Here is a 17,170-nt window from a genome sequence, read left to right on the forward strand (position 1 = left end):
CTAGGGCCCCTCGAAGCCGCGCAGCCGTTCCATCTCCCGGCGGTCGCGCTTGGTGGGGCGGCCCGTTCCCCGGTCGCGTACGCCGGCGGGGGCCACGGCCTCGCGGGGCGGCGGGGGAGGGCTGTTGTCGACGTAGCACTCGACGGCCACCGGAGCGCCGACGCGCTTGCGGATCAGGCGTTTGATGACGACGACGTGTTCACGGCCGTCCGCGTGGCGCAGGCGTACCTCGTCGCCGACGTGTACGCCGTAGGCGGGCTTCACGCGCTCGCCGTTGACGCGCACATGGCCGCCCTTGCAGGCCGCCGCGCCCATGGAGCGGGTCTTCACCAGGCGGACGGACCAGATCCAGACGTCGGTCCGTACGGAGCCTCCGCCAGCACCTGCCGCGGCACCCGTACCCGTACCCGCACCGGCACCAGCCCCCGCGCCACCGCCTGCCGGAGCACCGCCGGCCCCGTTCCCGCTGCCGCCACCGCCTGAAGTCTCCGAAGCCATGCCCCGACTTTAGTGCCTGCCCGGTGGCCCCTGGCCGGGGTCGCGGCGCCCGGCGAAGTGCGCACGCGGTGTGCGGCAGCAGTGCGGCATCCCCGCCCGTACGGCGAGCCGTCAGGGAACCGTTCCCCTCGGAGTCTGATAATTCGGGCTAATCGCCGCAAAGCAGGATGCTGACCCAGGGGTGCCGCCTATGAAGTTCGAAGCCACCGTCGATGACCTGATGGACACCTTGCGCGCCGACCTCGAACGGCTCGCCGCGATCCCCTCCATCGCCTTCCCTGGCTTCCCGGCCGCACCGGTGCAGGAGGCGCACGACCTGCTGGTCGAGCTGTTGCGCGGGGCGGGTGTGCCGACCGTCGAGCGGCTCGACCTGCCGGACACCTCGCCCGTGATCTACGGAGAGATCCCGCCGCCGACCCCCGACGCGCCGACGGTCCTGCTCTACGGCCACTACGACGTCCAGCCGCCCGGCGACGAGAGGCTGTGGAAGTCGCCGCCTTTCGAGCCGACCCCGATCGAAGGGGGCCTGCGCGCCCGCGGCATCGCGGACGACAAGTCCAACGTCATCGCGCACCTGGGAATGCTGCGGGCCTACGGCGGCCGCCCGCCCGTCGGGATCAAGATCGTCATCGAGGGCCAGGAGGAGTACGGCAGCGCCTTCGACGACTATCCGCCCACCGACCCGGAGCGCTTCGCCTGCGATGCCATGGTGGTCGCCGACCTCGGCAACCTCCGCCCCGGCACCCCCACCCTCACCACCGCCCTGCGCGGCGCGTCCGAAGTCGTCGTGGAGGTGCGCACTCTCGACGAGCCGCGCCACAGCGGGGAGTTCGGGGGCGCCGCGCCCGACGCGCTGCTCGTGCTCATCAAGGCCCTGGCCACCCTCCACGACGTACACGGAGACGTGGCCGTCGAAGGGCTGCGGCGCGAGGACTGGAGCGGTACGAGCTACACCGAGGAAGAGTTCCGCTCGCTCGCGGGTGTGCGCGAGGGGGTGCCGCTCATCGGCAGCGGCAGCCTGGGCGAACGGCTGTGGAGCGGCCCCGCGATCACGGTGATCGGCCTTGACGCGCCTGCCGTCGAGCACGCCGCGTCAGCCGTCGTGCCGTACGCGCGCGCCAAGTTGAACCTCCGCTTCCACCCCCGTCAGGACGCGAAGGAGGCGATGGGCAAGCTGGTCGACCACCTGCGCACGCTCACACCGTTCGGCGTCCACCTCACCGTCACGCCCGGCGACACGGGCCCCGGCTACGAAGCGGCCACCGGCGGCCCCGCCTACCGAGCCGCACGCGCCGCGCTCAAGGAGGCCTGGGGCGAGGAGGCCTCGTACGTGGCGACCGGCGGTTCCATCCCCCTGGTCAACGGCCTCGCGAAGGCGGCACCCGGCGCCGAGGTCCTGCTCTTCGGCGCCCAGGACAGCATGTGCAACCTGCACGCCCCGAACGAACGCGTCCTCTTCTCCGAGCTGCGCAACACGGTCGTCGCCATGGCCGCCTTCGTGCGTGAGTACGCCGCCGACTTCAGCGGCCGTGATGCCGGCCGTGACGCCGGTCGTGATGCGGCCGGGGAGAGCGGCGCATGAGCAGCACCGCGACCGACCCGGGCACGCAGGAGCCGCAGCACAGACGGAAGTTCACTTTCCCCAGCGCTCTGACCATCCTCGCGATCGTCACCGTCGCCGTCTGGCTGCTCGCCTTCCTCATCCCGTCCGGCGCCTACGACCGCAACGACAAGGGCGCCCCCGTAGAGGGCAGCTACCACCGCGTCGACTCGGGCCAGAGCTTCGTCGACCGGCTCAACGACCTCTTCCTCGCCCCGGTCAACGGCCTGTACGGGGTCCAGGACGAGAAGTCGGGCCTCGTCGGTCCTGACATGGCCGGGGAGCTGTACGGCAGCGCGGGCGTGTTCCTCTTCGTGCTCGCCATCGGCGCGTTCATCACGGTCGTCTTCGCCACCGGCGCCCTCGACCGCGGCATCGGCCGCCTCGCGCACCGGCTGCGCGATCGCGGCGCGATGCTGATCGCGGGAGTCATGCTCGTCTTCGCCGTCCTCGGCACGGTCGAGGGGTTCGCGGAGGAGACGCTCGGCTTCTACGGCCTGATCGTGCCCCTGATGCTCGCCCTCGGCTACGACCGGATGGTCGCGGTCGGCGCGATCATCCTGGGCGCGGGGGTCGGCGTGCTCTGCTCGACGGTCAACCCGTTCGCGACCGGGGTCGCCTCCTCCGCCGCGGACATCTCGCTCGGCGACGGCATCGTGCTGCGGTTCGTGATGTGGGTCGTCCTGACCGCGGTCACCATCGCCTACGTCATCCGGTACGCGAAGCGCGTACAGAAGAACCCCGAACGCTCCCTCACCGGTTTCCTGCCCGGCGACCGTGAGCAGACCTCCGCCGACGCCGGCGAGGTACCGGAGCTGACGGGCCTGCACAAGGCGCTGCTCGTCCTGGTCGCCCTTGTCTTCGCCTTCATGATCTTCTCGGTGGTGCCCTGGTCGAGCGCGCTGACGGGCAAGGCGGACGCGACGCCGTACGGCTTCGAGCTCGGCTGGTCCTTCCCGCAGCTGGCGGCGCTCTTCCTCGTCGCGGCCGTGCTCGTCGGATGCGTGGCACGGATGGGCGAGCAGAAGCTGAGCTCGACGATCATCCAGGGCGCGGCCGACTTCATCTCGCCCGCGCTGGTCATCGTGCTCGCCCGCGGTGTCACGGTGATCATGAACAACTCCAAGGTCACGGACACCGTCCTGCACTCCATCGAGGGCGTGGTCAAGGGGACGTCCTCCGGACTCTTCGCGGTCATCGTCTTCGTCGTGAACCTGCCGCTCGCCTTCCTGATCCCGTCCACTTCCGGCCACGCGACCCTGGCCATGCCGATCCTCGCCCCGCTGGCCGATTTCGCCGGGGTCTCCCGCTCGGTCGTCGTCACGGCCTGGCAGGCGGCGAGCGGCTGGATGAATCTGTGGGTGCCGACCACCGCCGTGACCATCGGCGGCGTCGCGCTCGCGAAAGTCGGCTACGACAAGTACCTTCGCTTCGTCTGGCCGTTGCTCGCCATTTTGTTCGTATTGATCTGCGTCTTCGTTGCGCTTGGAGCGGCTCTCACATGACAACGACCTCACCAGCTGCGGTGGCCAAACCCTCGGCCGCCGCGTATCGCAATCTCGCTGTCGCCACGGTCGGGTTCACCCTCACCTTCTGGGCGTGGGACCTGATCGCACCGCTGGGCAGCGACTTCGGGGAGCGGCTCGGCCTCTCCTCGTTCGCGCAGTCCCTGCTCGTCGCGGTGCCGGTCATCGTCGGCTCGCTGGGCCGTGTGCCGGTCGGCGCGCTCACCGACCGCTACGGCGCCAAGCGGATGTTCCCGCTCGTCTCCGCGCTCACGATCGTGCCGGTGCTCCTGATCATCCCGGCCAGGGACAACTACGTCGCGATGCTCGCGGTCGGCTTCCTGCTGGGCCTGGGCGGCACCACGTTCGCGATCGGCATCCCGCTGGTCAACTCCTGGTTCCCGCCCGCGCACCGGGGCTTCGCGCTCGGTGTCTTCGGCATGGGCATGGGAGGCGTGGCGCTCTCCGGGTACTTCACGCCGCGGATCGCCAAGCACGGCGACAACCTGCCGTTCCTGGTCGTGGCGATCGCGCTCGCGGCCTACGCGGTGCTCGCGGCGCTCCTGATCACCGACCGTCCCGACCGGCCGGTGCCGACGAGCCCGCTCACGACCCGGCTCGGACAGGCGGGACGGCTGCGGGTGACGTGGGAACTCTCCGCGCTGTACGCGATCGGCTTCGGCGGCATCGTGGCCTTCGGCGTCTATCTGCCCACGTATCTGAAGACCTGGTACGACCTCTCGCCCACGGACGCGGGCACGAAGGCGGCCGGGTTCGCGCTGGTGACGGTCATCTTCCGGCCCATCGGCGGCTGGCTGTCCGACCGCATCCACCCGGCGTCGGTCACCTCGGTCGCGCTGGCCGTCGTCGCCGCCTTCGCCATCGTGCAGGCCTTCGAACCGGGACTGAATCCGGGCGGCACGATCTGCTTCCTGGTGATGGCGGCGGGACTCGGCACGGCCAGCGGCAGCGTCTTCGCACTCGTGTCGCAGGTGACGCCACAGGCGCAGGTCGGATCCGTGACGGGCATCGTGGGAGCGATGGGCGGCCTGGGCGGCTTCGTCCCGCCGCTGGTCATGGGCGCGATCTACAGCGCCAAGGACTCGTACTCGATCGGCTTCATGCTGCTCTCGGACCTGGCGCTCGCGGGGTGCGTGTACGCGTACGGACGAATGCGGGGGCTGCGAGCCTCGTAAGCCGCGTTTCGTCACCGGCTTCGCCGAGTTCGTCCTCAAGCGCCGGACGGGCTGGAAGTTTCCGGCCGGGCTGGGAATGTCCAGCCCGGCCGGATCGGTGACTAGTCCTGTTCCTCGTCGCCGAAGAGATGCCGCACCGTCGAGCGGTAGTTCGTCCGCACATGGGCCAGCGCCACGCGCCGCGCGCGCTCCGCGTCCCCGGACGCCACCGCCTCGTACAACTCCCGGTGCTCCGCCAGAAGGTGCGTCCACTCCTCGTTCCGCCGCGTCATCCACCGAAGGCGCCCGTCCACCGGCTCCATGACGGACGTGAGCAGACCGTTCCCCGCCATCGCCAGGACGCGGTCGTGGAAGCGCGTGTTGATGTCCGTGATCGCCTCCGCGTCCGCCGTGCGCGTGGCCTTGGCCGCGCTGTCGAGCAGGGCGGACAGTTCCGCGAGGCCTTCCTCCGTGGCCCGCTGCGCCGCGCGCCCCGCCGCGAACACCTCCAACGCCTCGCGCAGCTCGAAGAGTTCGGTCACGTCGGTGCGGGTGAGGCGGCGGACCACGGTCCGGCGCGGGGTCTCGAAGGTGACGAAGCCCTCGGCGACCAGGGCCCGGATCGCCTCGCGGACCGGAACCCTGGACACCCCCAGGCGCTCCGCGAGCTCCCGTTCGACCAGGCGGTCGCCGGGCCCGAGGCGTCCGGCGATGATCTCCTGCCGCAGCTCGGCGAGCACTCGTTCGCGTACGGCGGCCAGCGGCTGTTCCACGGTCGTCATGGTGTCCATCATTGCCGAACCCCGCATCGATTTACCGATTCGTAACCGTACGGACATTGCCGGGCGCCCTCGGGAGCGGGAGCATGACGGAATCTTTGGTATACCAAACTTTGGTATACCAAAACGCGCACCTCCGTCCCCCCTTGCAGGAGGCCCCGTGTCCCTCACCCAGCGCCCCGACGCCCCGGGCGCCGCGACCGACTTCGTGCCCGACCCCCGCCTCACCAACGAAGACCTCGCCCCCTCCGCCGAACGCAAGTGGAAGGTCTTCGACCTCTTCGCCCTGTGGATGTCCGACGTCCACAATCTCGGCAACTACACCTTCGCGGCCGGGCTGCTCGTCCTCGGCCTCAACGTCTGGCAGATCTTCACCTCGCTCCTCGTCGGCTTCATGCTGATCTACGTCGGGATGAACATGATGGGGCGCATCGGCCAGCGCCACGGCGTGCCGTTCCCCGTCGTCAGCCGCATCAGCTTCGGCGTCTGGGGCGCCAACATCCCCGCCCTGATCAGGGCCGTGATCGCCATCATGTGGTACGGAATCCAGACCTATCTGGCCTCCATCGCGGTCAACGTGATGCTGATCGCCGCCTTCCCGGGCCTGGAGTCGTGGACCGAGCACTCCTTCCTCGGGCTGCACGCCCTCGGCTGGTGTTCGTTCGTCGCCCTCTGGCTGGTGCAGGGGCTGATCATGACCCAAGGCATGGAGTCCGTACGGAAGTTCCAGGACTTCTGCGGGCCCGCCATCTGGGTCGTGATGATCGCCCTCGCCGTCTGGATCCTCTGGAAGGCCGGCTGGACCATCTCGCTCACCAGCACCCCGAACCCGGTCTCCACCGGCGAGCAGGTGCGGCAGTGGTTCGGCGCCATCGGGCTCATCCTCGCCACCTACGGCACGCTGATGCTCAACTTCTGCGACTTCTCGCGCTTCGCCCCCGACTACCGCACCGTCAAGCGCGGCAACTTCTGGGGCCTGCCCATCAACTCCACGGCCTTCGTGATCCTCTCCGTCGTCGTCACCGCGGGCAGCCTGGAGGTCTTCGGCAAGGCCATCACCGACCCCGCCGAACTGGTCGCCGAGATCGGCAACACCTGGGTCCTCATCTTCGGGGCGCTCACCTTCGCCGTCGCCACGATGGGCGTGAACATCGTGGCCAACTTCGTCTCGCCCGCGTACGACCTGGCCAACGTCTGGCCGCAGAAGATCACCTTCAAGATCGGCGGGATCATCTCCACGGTCGCGGCCCTGCTCGTCACGCCGTGGAACCTCTACTCCAACCCGACCGTCGTGAACTACTTCCTGGGCGGCCTCGGCGCCTTCCTCGGGCCGCTGTTCGGGATCATCGCGGTCGACTACTTCTGGGTGAAGCGCGGGCGCATCGACGCCGAAGCGCTGTTCAAGGCCGAGCCGGGATCGCCGTACTACTACAAGCGGGGCGTCAATCCGAAGGCGCTCGCCGCCTTCGTGCCGACGGCCGGATTCGCCGCCGTGTGCGCGCTCGTGCCGTTCTTCGACTACGTCGCGCCGTACTCCTGGTTCATCGGTACAGCCACGGCCGCACTGCTCTACGCGGTGCTCTGCCGCGCCGAGCGGGCCGCGGCGCTCACGGACGCGGACGCGGTGGAGGTAGAGGGCTAGTGCGCATCGTCGTCACCAACTGCAACACGACGCGGGCCATGACCGAGGAGATCGTGCGGGGCGCGCGCGACGCGGCGGCCCCCGGCACCACGATCACCGGCCTCACCCCGGCCTGGGGACCGGAGTCCGCCGAGGGGTGGCTCGACAGCTACCTCTCGGCGGCCGCCGTCCTCGACACCCTGCGCGGCTACGAGGAGCCGTACGACGCCGTGGTCATGGCCGGGTTCGGCGAGCACGGACGCGAGGGCGCCAGGGAACTCCTGGACGTGCCGGTCGTCGACATCACCGAGGCCGCCGCACACCTGGCCTGTCTTGTCGGGCGGCGCTACGGCGTCGTCACCACCCTCGACCGGGCGCGCGGCCAGATCGAGGACAGCCTGCACGCGGCGGGCGTCGCGCAGAACTGCGCGGCAGTCGTGGGCACCGGACTCGGCGTCCTCGACCTCGGGGACGGCGAGGTCACCGTCCGCGCCTTCCTCGCCGCCGCCGAACGGGCCCGCGACGCGGGGGCCGAGGTCCTGGTGCTCGGCTGCGCCGGAATGACCGGGTTGCAGGAGAAGGTGGGTGCCGCCCTCGACATGCCCGTGGTCGACGGGGTGGCCGCCGCGGTGAAGCTCGCGGAGTCGCTCGTGGGGCTCGGTCTGACCACGAGCCGCGCCGGGGGATACGCCAAACCCCTGCCGAAGGCACGTACTTGGGCACGGCCGTCGGAGTGATTCTTCCCCGATCTGCCGCCCGATCGGCGGTGTACGAGGCTTGACGCTGGCCGGGCCGCCGCAGACTCCGGGGAACGCGCCGGGCCGGTCCGGCGCCGAGCAACTGGAGGCGCCCGGTGCCGACACCGCCCTTCCCATACCCTGGCCGAGTCCGCCGCCCCCTTCGCCCCCGCCGCTCCCGTCGCCCCGGACTGTCCCGACTCCTGGCCGCCGCGCTGCTGCTGGGCGCGACAGCGTTCGGAGCGGAGGCGGCCGGTGCCGTGGCGCGCGATGGTGACGGGGCGGCTGCTCCGGGCACCACCTTCTGGGTGGACCCGGACAGTCTCGCCGCCCGGCAGGTCACCGAGTGGCGGAGCCAGCGCCGGACCGCCGATGCCCGGCTCATCGAGCGCATCGCGGGGCGGCCCCAGGCCCTGTGGCTGCACGGCCCGGGGCCGGGCCCGGCGGTCCGCGCGGCCACCGAGGCGGCGTCCGCGGCGGGGCAGACCGCGGTGCTCGTCGCGTACTTCATCCCGGACCGCGACTGCGGCGACTACTCCGGAGGCGGGGCGGCGGACGCGGCGGAGTACCGGCGGTGGGTCGACGAGTTCGCCGCGGGCATCGGTGACCGCGCCGCGTACGTCGTCGTCGAACCGGACGCCGTCGCGCAGAAGATCGCGGGCTGCGCGAAGGCCGACGCGGACGAGCGGTACGGGCTGCTCGCCTACGCCGTGGACCGCATCAAGGCCCGCCCGAACACCAAGGTCTATCTCGACGCGGGCAACTCCGGCTGGATCCCCGACGTGGGCCGCCTGCTCGCCCCGCTGCGGCAGTCCGGGATCGCCAAGGCCGACGGCTTCGCCCTGAACGTCTCCAACTACCGCACCGACGCGGAGAGTTCGGCCTACGGGCACCGCATCGCCGCGGCGCTCGGCGGCGCCGGGCACTTCGTCGTGGACAGCAGCCGCAACGGCAACGGCCCCTACACCGGCGGGGGCGACGAGGCCTGGTGCAACCCGCCGGGCCGTGCCCTCGGCACCCCGCCCACCACTGCCACCGGCGACCCCGCGCTCGACGCCTACTTGTGGATCAAGCGTCCCGGTGAGTCCGACGGGACCTGCCGGGGCGGGCCGCGGGCGGGGGAGTGGTGGCCGGAGTACGCGCTGGGGCTTGCGAGCAGGGCGCGGGGTTGAGGGGTTGAGGGTGAGGGGCTAGGGGCGTGACTCCGGGACCACCGCCGTGGCGGTGATCTCCACCAGCTGGCCGGTGTAGCCCAGGCACGTCGTGCCGAGCAGCGTGGAGGTGTGCGGGCCCTTCGCGAGCAGGTCGGACGCGCGGACGACCTGCCAGACCTCGCCCAGTGGCCCTTGCTCGCCGCTCACCACGTACACCGTGCTCGCCACCACCTGCGTCAGGTCGCTGCCGATCGCGCGCAGGGCCTCGTCGAGGTTGGCGATGACCTGCTCGGTCTGGCGCACCACGTCGCCCTCTCCCACGAGATTCCCCTCGGGGTCGAGCGGCACGGAGCCCGCCATGAAAGCGAGCTTGGTGCCTGCTTCTACGAGGGCGGCGTGGGCGTATCCGGGCGGCGGGAAGAGGGTGGGCACGACGGTGCGGCGAGAGGGGGCCATGGCCTGATCCTGGGGGAGGCGGGCGGCGGCGCGCAGCTGAATTTCGTTCCGGTGCGGCTGGCCTAGGCTGGCGTGCGGGAATGGTGTGCGGGAACGGTGTGCGGGCACGGCCCGCGAGTGACTCGGGGCGACTCGGCGTTACTCAGGGTGAGCGAGGTGGTGAGAGTGATGGTCGGGGCTGCCGCGGGCACTGCTTCCGCTGCGGGTGCCGCTTCTGCTTCTGCTTCGGCTTCCGCTGCTGTCTCTGTCTCTGCCTCTGACGCGCCTTCTGCTCGGCGGCTCACAGAGCTCGGGCTCGTACGCTCCTGCGCCGCCGTCTTCCTCCCGGCCGATGTGCCGCGCGAGGGGCGGGTCGCGTTCTGGGCGCCGGAGGGGAAGCTTCCGGCGGGGCTTTCCGGGGCGGAGGCGGGGGCTGGGTCTGGGACTGGGGCCGCGGCTGATGCGGGCGGACTTCCCGGCGCCGTCGAGGGCGAGATCGCCGTCGTACGACCGCACGGCAAGGGCGTCCGTACCCGTACCGTCCCCGCGCTGATCCTGCCCGTGGCGGAAGCCGCCGCGCTCCTGCTGCGCGCCGGTCCCGCGCACCCCGCGGTGGCCTGCTGGGCCGCGGCCGTCCGGCACGCCCTGCATCTGGCAGCGCGGGGCAGGCTGCTGCCCGGTCTGACCGGCGGCGACCTGGACGCGTGGCGGGCCGGACCGCTGGACGCCGCGGACGTCACGCAGCTGCGGGGGATCGCCGCCGCGCTGCCGGCGGAGGCGCACGCCGTACCGCTGCCCGGTCGTGGGCCCGTCCTGCTGCCCGAGCCGTTCGCCCTGGTCAGGGCCTTCGTCGATGCGGTGGTCGACACCCTGCCGCGCACGCCCGCCGCGGCGCACGCGGTCGGCGCGCCTTTCGCGGCGCGGGAGCCGCAGCGGCTGCCGGACGCGCGGGAGTGGGCCGCGGAGGTGGCGGCCGGGATGGATGCCGGGGTGCGGGTGTCGCTGCGGCTCGATCTGGAGGCGCACGAGGTGTTCGACGGGGGGACGCCGGAGGACGTGTCCGCTGCCTCGAACGGTGTGCCGCCCGGTGATCAGGGGGGCGGTACCGGCGAGAGCGTGGCGAGCCCGGCGGCGGCCGTCGTACAGGTGCACAGCCTCGCCGACCCCACCCTCGTCGCGGATGCCGCCCAACTCTGGTCCGGGGCGGACCACTTCGGACCCCGTGCCCGCGTCGACACCCTGCTCGCGGTGCGGCGCGCGGCCCGCGTGTGGCAGCCGCTCGCCCGCCTCCTGGAGCGGCCGGTCCCCGACGTGCTGCCCCTGAGCGAAGGCGAGTTGTACGAACTGCTCGGCGTGGCGGCGACCAGGCTCGGCGCGGCGGGCGTGGCCGTGCACTGGCCCCGTGAGCTGACGCGCGGCCTCACGGCGACCGCTGTCGTCCGCCCCGCGCCCGGCACGGCGGCCGACAACTTCGACTTCTTCAAGGCCGAGCAACTGCTCGAATTCCGCTGGCAGTTGGCGCTGGGTTCCGGCGACGGAGAGGGGGAGGGAGGAGGGGGACCCCTCACCGAGGCGGAGATGGACATCCTGGCGGAGGCGCACCGCCCGGTCGTACGCCTGCGTGACCAGTGGGTTCTGGTCGACCCCGAGCTCGTGCGCAAGGCGCGCAAGCGGGATCTGGGCCTCCTGGACCCGGTGGACGCGCTGTCCGTCGCGTTGACGGGGGCGGCGGAGGTGGACGGCGAGCGCGTCGAGGCGGTCCCGATCGGCGCCCTGGCCCAGCTCCGCGAACGCCTGACCGACGACCTGCGCCCCGTGACCCCGCCGCCCGCGCTCGCCGCCACCCTCCGCGACTACCAGCTCCGCGGCCTGGCCTGGCTGGACCGGATGACGTCCCTCGGCCTCGGTGGCTGCCTCGCCGACGACATGGGCCTCGGTAAGACGGTCACCCTGATCGCCCTGCACCTGCACCGGGCCCGCCCCGAACCGACGCTCGTGGTCTGCCCGGCCTCGCTGCTCGGCAACTGGCAGCGGGAGATCGAGCGGTTCGCACCGGGGGTCCCGGTGCGCCGCTTCCACGGCACGGGCCGCAGCCTCGACGGCGACCTGTCGGGCGGCTTCGTCCTGACGACGTACGGGACGATGCGTACGAGCGCGTCCGAACTGGCCGCTCAGCCCTGGGGTCTTGTGGTGGCGGACGAGGCGCAGCACGTCAAGAACCCGCACGCGGCGACGGCGAAGGCGCTGCGCACGATTCCCTCCGCGGCGCGGGTGGCGCTCACCGGCACTCCGGTCGAGAACAACCTCTCCGAACTGTGGGCGCTGCTGGACTGGACGACACCGGGCCTGCTGGGCCCGCTCAAGTCGTTCCGGGCGCGCCACGCCCGTCTGGTGGAGGGCGGCGAGGACGACGAGGCGATGGCGCGCCTGGCACGCCTGGTCCGCCCCTTCCTCCTGCGCCGCAAGAAGTCCGACCCGGGCATCGCGCCGGAACTGCCGCCGAAGACGGAGACGGACCACCCGGTGACGCTCACCCGCGAACAGGCGTCGCTCTACGAAGCGGTCGTACGCGAGACGCTCGCCCGCATCGAGGCGTCCGAGGGCATCGCGCGCAGGGGCCTGGTCATGAAGCTGCTCATGGCGTTGAAGCAGATCTGCAACCACCCGGCGCAGTATCTGAAGGACGGCGGGATCACGACCCGCGGGGGCCGCTCCCGCTCGGGAAAACTGGAACTGCTCGACGAACTCCTCGACACGATCCTGGCGGAGGACGGCGCGGTCCTGGTCTTCACGCAGTACGTGGAGATGGCCCGCCTCCTGGAGTCGCACCTGGCCTCGCGCGGCATCGGTACCCAACTCCTGCACGGGGGTACGCCGGTCCCGAAGAGGGAGGAGATGGTGGACCGCTTCCAGTCGGGCGAGGCTCCGGTCTTCCTCCTGTCCCTCAAGGCGGCGGGCACGGGCCTGAATCTCACCCGGGCGGGCCACGTCATCCACTACGACCGCTGGTGGAACCCGGCGGTGGAGGAACAGGCCACGGACCGCGCCTACCGCATCGGCCAGACCCAGCCGGTCCAGGTCCACCGCCTGATCACGGAGGGCACGGTGGAGGACCGCATCGCCGAACTCCTCGCCGCGAAGCAGGCGTTGGCGGACGCCGTGCTCGGCGGCGGCGAGGCGGCACTGACGGAACTCTCGGATGCGGAACTGGCGGATCTGGTGTCGCTGAGGAGGGTGGTGTGAGCGTGAGGGGCGGGGGTGTCGGCAGGGGCGGTGCGCGTGATGGCGGCCGCACCGGCAGGGGTGGTGCGCGCGATGGCGGCCGCACCGGAATCACCGCCGTCAGCCGTGGGACAGGCACCGGCACCGGCCGCGTCTTCCCTCCACTCCCTCAACACCCGGACCCTCACGCCCCGTTCGCCACGTCCTGGTGGGGCAACGCCTGGATCGGAGCCCTGGAGGGGACCTCGCTCGACGCGGGACGCCTGGCCCGCGGCCGGGCCTACGCCCGCGAAGGACACGTCGACACGATCACGGTCGCACCGGGCCGCATCGTGGCGTACGTACACGGCAGCAGGCCCCGGCCGTACCGCGCCGAGATCCGGATGCGCACCCTCACGCCGGAGGACTGGGACAACTTCCTGGACGCGGTGGCCACGGAACCGGCGCACATCGCGGCGCTCCTGGACAAGGACATGCCGCACGCGCTGGTGGACGCGGCGGAACGCTCCGGCGTCCAACTCCTGCCGGGGCCAGGCGACTTGGTCCCGTCCTGTACCTGCCCGGATCACGGCCGCCCCTGCAAACACGCGGCAGCCCTCACCTACCAGACAGCGAGACTGCTGGACGCCGACCCCTTCGTACTGCTCCTCCTGCGAGGCGGCGACGAGCAGGCGCTCCTCGACGAACTGGCCCCGCGCAACGCGCACCGGGCGGCCCGCGAACAGTCCGCCACCACGCAGGGCGCCGGCGCCGCGACACTCCCCGGCACCCTGGCCAGGGACGTCCTGTCCACGACCTACCGCCCGCCGCTCCCGGCCCCGCTGCCACCCCCCGCCCACCCGGGCGAACCCCCGCTGCTCCCCTCCGTCCCCGGCGCCCCGGACCCCGCATCCCTGGAGTTCCTGGCCACGGACACGGCGAGCCGCGCCCACGCGTACCTGACCACCGGCGCGGACCCTTTCCCCACCGCCGACCCCTGGCACGACGCGGTCCGCCTCGCCGCCTCCCACCCCGGCCTAACGGGCCGCCGCAGCTTCAGCCGCCAGTTCGCCGAGCTTGCGACGTCGGTGGACCACACCCCCGCCGACCTGGCCCGCGCCGCGGCGGCCTGGCGCCAGGGCGGCGAGGAGGGCCTGGCGGTCCTGGAATCCCCCTGGGACCCCCCGGCAGGCCCCTTCGACCGAGCCAGGGGCGCCCTGATCACGGCAGACCTCCCCCGCATGACGATCCACCACAACCACCTGACGAACACCCCCGGCTCCCTCCAACTCCGCTACGGCAGAGACGGCCGCTGGTACCCGTACCGCAGCGAGCCGGGCCGGGACGACTGGTGGCCGGAGGGGGAGGCGGACGCGGATCCGGTGGGGGCGGTCACGGGGATGATCGCCTCGTAACCGACGGGGTGGGCCCCCGTGGCTGCCGATGCCAGTTGCAGGAAAGTCCCGCTGACACGCTGTGAACCACGGGTGGCAGTGGGACTTTCCTGCAACTCGCTAAGAGGCTGGTGCGTTCGTTCGCTGTGCGCCTGGCATGGAGATCACGACAACACCGGCCGCAGCCGTGGCCGAGTGCCGACGGTATCCGTCTGGACGCGCTGCGGTGGCTTATCGCCTCGGTGTTTGCCCACATCAACTCGCTCGCCGCTCCCATCGGCGTCCGTGTCAGCCAGACAGCGCGACTGCCTCTGCGGCCCCGACGAGTTCCCGCAGCTTCTCGCGTGTCTCGGTATCGGTCGAGTAGATGACTGTGCCGACCATGCCGCGTGTCAGCAGGACCTTGTACGTATTGCGGATCAGCTGGTCCATGTCCGCGTCCGATGTGGTCTTCTTGAACGCAGGATCCTTCGATGCTGTGCGGTCGGTGACCCAGTGGTCCCCTCGCCAGACCAGATCGGGGCCGATGATGACACCGCTCCAGTCATACTCGAAGCCCTGCGCTGTGTACACGCATCCGACCTGGCCGAAGCCGGCTGGATCAGTGGCCCAGAGCGCGGCCGGAGGGGCTCCCGCGACCCCGCGTTCGCCGAAGACATTCCACGGTCGTGCCCAGTCGCCGATGACCACATCTGTAGGCAGGGCCTGTCCGGGTGGATACTTCGTGGTCCACTTCCAGCAGTAGCCGGCCGACATGCGGGCGCTGTAGCCCTGGTTGCGGCGGGACTGAAGGAAGTCCTCCATCTCCTGCGGGCTGTCCGCGACCCGGAGCTGCATTCTGCCGTCCGGAGTCCAGGTCACAGCTCCGCCCCGCTGGAGTCCGAGGAGACGTACCACCCACTGCAGGTACGTGTCGCTGCCGCCGCTTCTGAACTGGCCCTCCAGGGACACCACTCGGCAGTCGAGTCCCTTTCTCGTGGCCTCCGCCTCGATCTCCTCGACGTTGCCCATCTCTCCGGGCCGTACCACTTGGTGCTCGTCGAGCAAGAAGACCGGCACCCTGGCGGCGTCGATCAGTTCTTCCACTTGCGCCTTACCCGTGCGGTTCTCGGCGCGCGTGTACCTATTGGCTGACGTGAGCCGCATACGGTGGGCCTCGTCGCAGATCAGTACGTCCAAGCCGTTCCGCTCGGCCGTGATGAAGCTGTTGAAGTACTTGAACAGATCTTGCACTTCACGCTTCCGGGCCCCGGCTACTTTCCGCATGGTCTTCGTGAACGACTGAGAGCCTGTCGCGTGGAGCGCGGAACGTCCTTGGCGGTACAGCTCGCCGAGCAAGGACAGGGCGATGACGCTCTTGCCGCTGCCGGGGCCGCCGGCGACCACGAGAACTTCCTTGTGGTCGGCTTGCGCAGCCCGGTGTACCGCACGCATGACGAGCTCGTACGCGACTCGCTGTTCGTCCAGGAGCACGAACTGTTCGCGTTCGCGGATCTCCTCTGCGGCTACGGCGATCAACTGCTTGGAGGGGCGGACCTTTCCGGCGAGCAGTTCATCGGCGGCGATCGCTCCTGAGACAGGCGCCAGCCGTGACTTGAGGAACTCCACAAACAGTCCTCGGCGCTCTTCACTGAACAGCTGACCCCGCTCGCTCTGTTCAACGGCGTAGAGGCCGTTGATGCCGAACTCCGTCGCATTGTGAAGGTAAGCGACACCGGCGACGCGGTGCGGATGTTCGGCCAGGGCGCCGTTGAACGAGGTCAGGTAGTCGCAGTAGCCCCGGACCTGTTCGATCGGGTTCAGTACAGGGCGGGAATAGGACTCGACTCGGCACAACAGTGCGTCGTCGTCATCCGGTTCGGCCTGGCTCCACTGTTTCAACTCCACGACGACGTAAGACGGTTCACCTGTATCGGGATGTACACCGGCGAGTATGACGTCCGTGCGCTTACTGGTCAGCGGCAGTTGGTATTCGAAGAGGGCGTGAACGCGATCGAGCCCCGCCTCCACCAGTACGTTGAGGAGCGCAGGCAGGCTCTTCTCCCACGACCTTGCTTCTGCCGCGCTGGGCCGGTAACCGTGATCGTCGACGAAATGATCGTGCAGCCGCAGGAAGAGCTGACTGCTGTAGGCCTGTTCGAGGGCCGTGGAGACGGATTCACGCAGCAAGACGGGCTCCCGGGCAGCACGATATGAGTCGCGCGGGTGAGGGCGTGTCCTGCAGCGGAAGCCCGGCGGGCCGCACCGGTGATCGGAAGAAGCCTATATCGGTGTTCATCGGTTTCCTTTGCCGGGAGGGCAGGGCGCGCGGGGCGGGCCGTTTCGCTGAACCCGACCCGCGTCACCCGTTCCTACCGGACTACTTGCGCCGCCAGCGGAGTGCAGGCAAGTGCCGCAGGATGGCGCCGACTTCGTTGAGGATCTGCGCGCGGTCGGCCGAGCGGCTACCGTCCAGCGCGACCTTGGCGATCTTGTTGGTTGTGGAGCATGCGAGGGCGTAGCACGCAGTCACTGTGAAGGCTGCGGCGATAACGGCGATGACGGCGACGATGGTCGTCTCTGGGGTCTGCACGGAAACACCTTCGGAGAAGAGGTGCCGGACAGCCGACGAAAAATCGATTCGCCTTGATCCGAGCACAATTGTCATCTGGCTGGTTGTGGCCGGATCAGGCCGAGAGGTGGCGTGCGGAGCCACCGAAGCAGAAGACGCGGTCTTCCCCGAGTGGGAACGATGCGGATGGTCCGGGCGGATATGAGGCCACGGAAGATGGTGAGCCACTGAGAACAGGCATGCAAAATCTCCAGGTTACGGGTGGAGACGTTCCTGAATCGGACGTCTGGCGGGCCGTAAAGCAGTGCATTCGAACGTTAGCACGGTAGATGTGACCTGTGGCCAAAGGATTTTGATCTGGCGCTCGCGGGGCTGGAGGCGGGGCCGGAACCGCGTCCTTGACCGCGAACTGAATCGGCTTGCCGACCGAGTCTGAGCAGTGCGAATACCCGGACGGCGTGCCTGCTCAGCGATGTAGTGTCATGCAGGCACACCACACCCACACGACGGGTCGGACACC

At 70.4% G+C, this 17,170-nt stretch carries 13 protein-coding genes; 8 read left to right on the forward strand and 5 right to left on the reverse strand.

Annotated features, from left to right (window positions below):
- Positions 1-498, reverse strand: coding sequence for an RNA-binding S4 domain-containing protein (locus ACWFR3_RS17490; RefSeq protein ID WP_453735449.1), 498 nt, complete (start codon positions 496-498; stop codon positions 1-3).
- Positions 499-688: 190 nt separating this feature from the next.
- Here ACWFR3_RS17490 and ACWFR3_RS17495 point away from each other — a divergent pair, with 190 nt between their 5' ends.
- From ACWFR3_RS17495 to ACWFR3_RS17505, 3 genes are read left to right on the forward strand one after another with little or no spacing between them, the layout of a single operon-like run.
- Positions 689-2,080 carry a M20/M25/M40 family metallo-hydrolase gene (locus tag ACWFR3_RS17495; protein WP_453735450.1) on the forward strand — a complete coding sequence of 464 codons (1,392 nt, stop codon included), beginning with the start codon at positions 689-691 and terminating at the stop codon, positions 2,078-2,080.
- Positions 2,077-3,603 carry a YfcC family protein gene (locus tag ACWFR3_RS17500; protein WP_453735451.1) on the forward strand — a complete coding sequence of 509 codons (1,527 nt, stop codon included), beginning with the start codon at positions 2,077-2,079 and terminating at the stop codon, positions 3,601-3,603. The genes ACWFR3_RS17495 and ACWFR3_RS17500 overlap by 4 nt, the downstream gene beginning before the upstream one ends.
- Positions 3,600-4,799, forward strand: a complete 1,200-nt coding sequence (locus ACWFR3_RS17505; protein WP_453735452.1) for an MFS transporter — start codon at positions 3,600-3,602, stop codon at positions 4,797-4,799. Before ACWFR3_RS17500 ends, ACWFR3_RS17505 begins: the two co-directional genes overlap by 4 nt.
- Before the next feature lie 101 nt (positions 4,800-4,900).
- Here the strand turns inward: ACWFR3_RS17505 and ACWFR3_RS17510 are convergent, their stop codons facing one another.
- Positions 4,901-5,560, reverse strand: coding sequence for a GntR family transcriptional regulator (locus tag ACWFR3_RS17510; protein ID WP_453735453.1), 660 nt, complete (start codon positions 5,558-5,560; stop codon positions 4,901-4,903).
- Positions 5,561-5,717: 157 nt separating this feature from the next.
- Here ACWFR3_RS17510 and ACWFR3_RS17515 point away from each other — a divergent pair, with 157 nt between their 5' ends.
- The 3 genes from ACWFR3_RS17515 (at position 5,718) to ACWFR3_RS17525 (ending at position 9,087) form a co-directional block, all read left to right on the forward strand.
- On the forward strand, positions 5,718-7,199 hold the full coding sequence (locus ACWFR3_RS17515) for an NCS1 family nucleobase:cation symporter-1 (RefSeq protein ID WP_453735454.1): 1,482 nt from the start codon (positions 5,718-5,720) through the stop codon (positions 7,197-7,199).
- A complete protein-coding gene (locus ACWFR3_RS17520) occupies positions 7,199-7,915 on the forward strand; it encodes an aspartate/glutamate racemase family protein (RefSeq protein ID WP_453735455.1) in 717 nt (238 codons plus the stop codon). Before ACWFR3_RS17515 ends, ACWFR3_RS17520 begins: the two co-directional genes overlap by 1 nt.
- A gap of 191 nt (positions 7,916-8,106) precedes the next feature.
- Positions 8,107-9,087, forward strand: a complete 981-nt coding sequence (locus ACWFR3_RS17525; protein ID WP_453735515.1) for a glycoside hydrolase family 6 protein — start codon at positions 8,107-8,109, stop codon at positions 9,085-9,087.
- A gap of 18 nt (positions 9,088-9,105) precedes the next feature.
- Here ACWFR3_RS17525 and ACWFR3_RS17530 read toward each other — a convergent pair whose 3' ends face one another.
- Positions 9,106-9,525 (reverse strand): RidA family protein, encoded by a 420-nt coding sequence (locus tag ACWFR3_RS17530; protein ID WP_453735456.1) that lies wholly within the window; start codon positions 9,523-9,525, stop codon positions 9,106-9,108.
- 168 nt (positions 9,526-9,693) lie between these two features.
- Here ACWFR3_RS17530 and ACWFR3_RS17535 point away from each other — a divergent pair, with 168 nt between their 5' ends.
- Positions 9,694-12,747 carry an SNF2-related protein gene (locus ACWFR3_RS17535; protein WP_453735457.1) on the forward strand — a complete coding sequence of 1,018 codons (3,054 nt, stop codon included), beginning with the start codon at positions 9,694-9,696 and terminating at the stop codon, positions 12,745-12,747.
- Positions 12,744-14,120 (forward strand): SWIM zinc finger family protein, encoded by a 1,377-nt coding sequence (locus tag ACWFR3_RS17540; protein WP_453735458.1) that lies wholly within the window; start codon positions 12,744-12,746, stop codon positions 14,118-14,120. The genes ACWFR3_RS17535 and ACWFR3_RS17540 overlap by 4 nt, the downstream gene beginning before the upstream one ends.
- 267 nt (positions 14,121-14,387) lie before the next feature.
- Here ACWFR3_RS17540 and ACWFR3_RS17545 read toward each other — a convergent pair whose 3' ends face one another.
- A complete protein-coding gene (locus ACWFR3_RS17545; protein ID WP_453735459.1) occupies positions 14,388-16,268 on the reverse strand; it encodes a DNA/RNA helicase domain-containing protein in 1,881 nt (626 codons plus the stop codon).
- Between the two features lie 190 nt (positions 16,269-16,458).
- Positions 16,459-16,746 (reverse strand): hypothetical protein, encoded by a 288-nt coding sequence (locus ACWFR3_RS17550; protein WP_453735460.1) that lies wholly within the window; start codon positions 16,744-16,746, stop codon positions 16,459-16,461.
- Between the last annotated feature and the right edge of the window lie 424 nt (positions 16,747-17,170).

The organism is Streptomyces sp. NPDC055189, assembly GCF_053606765.1.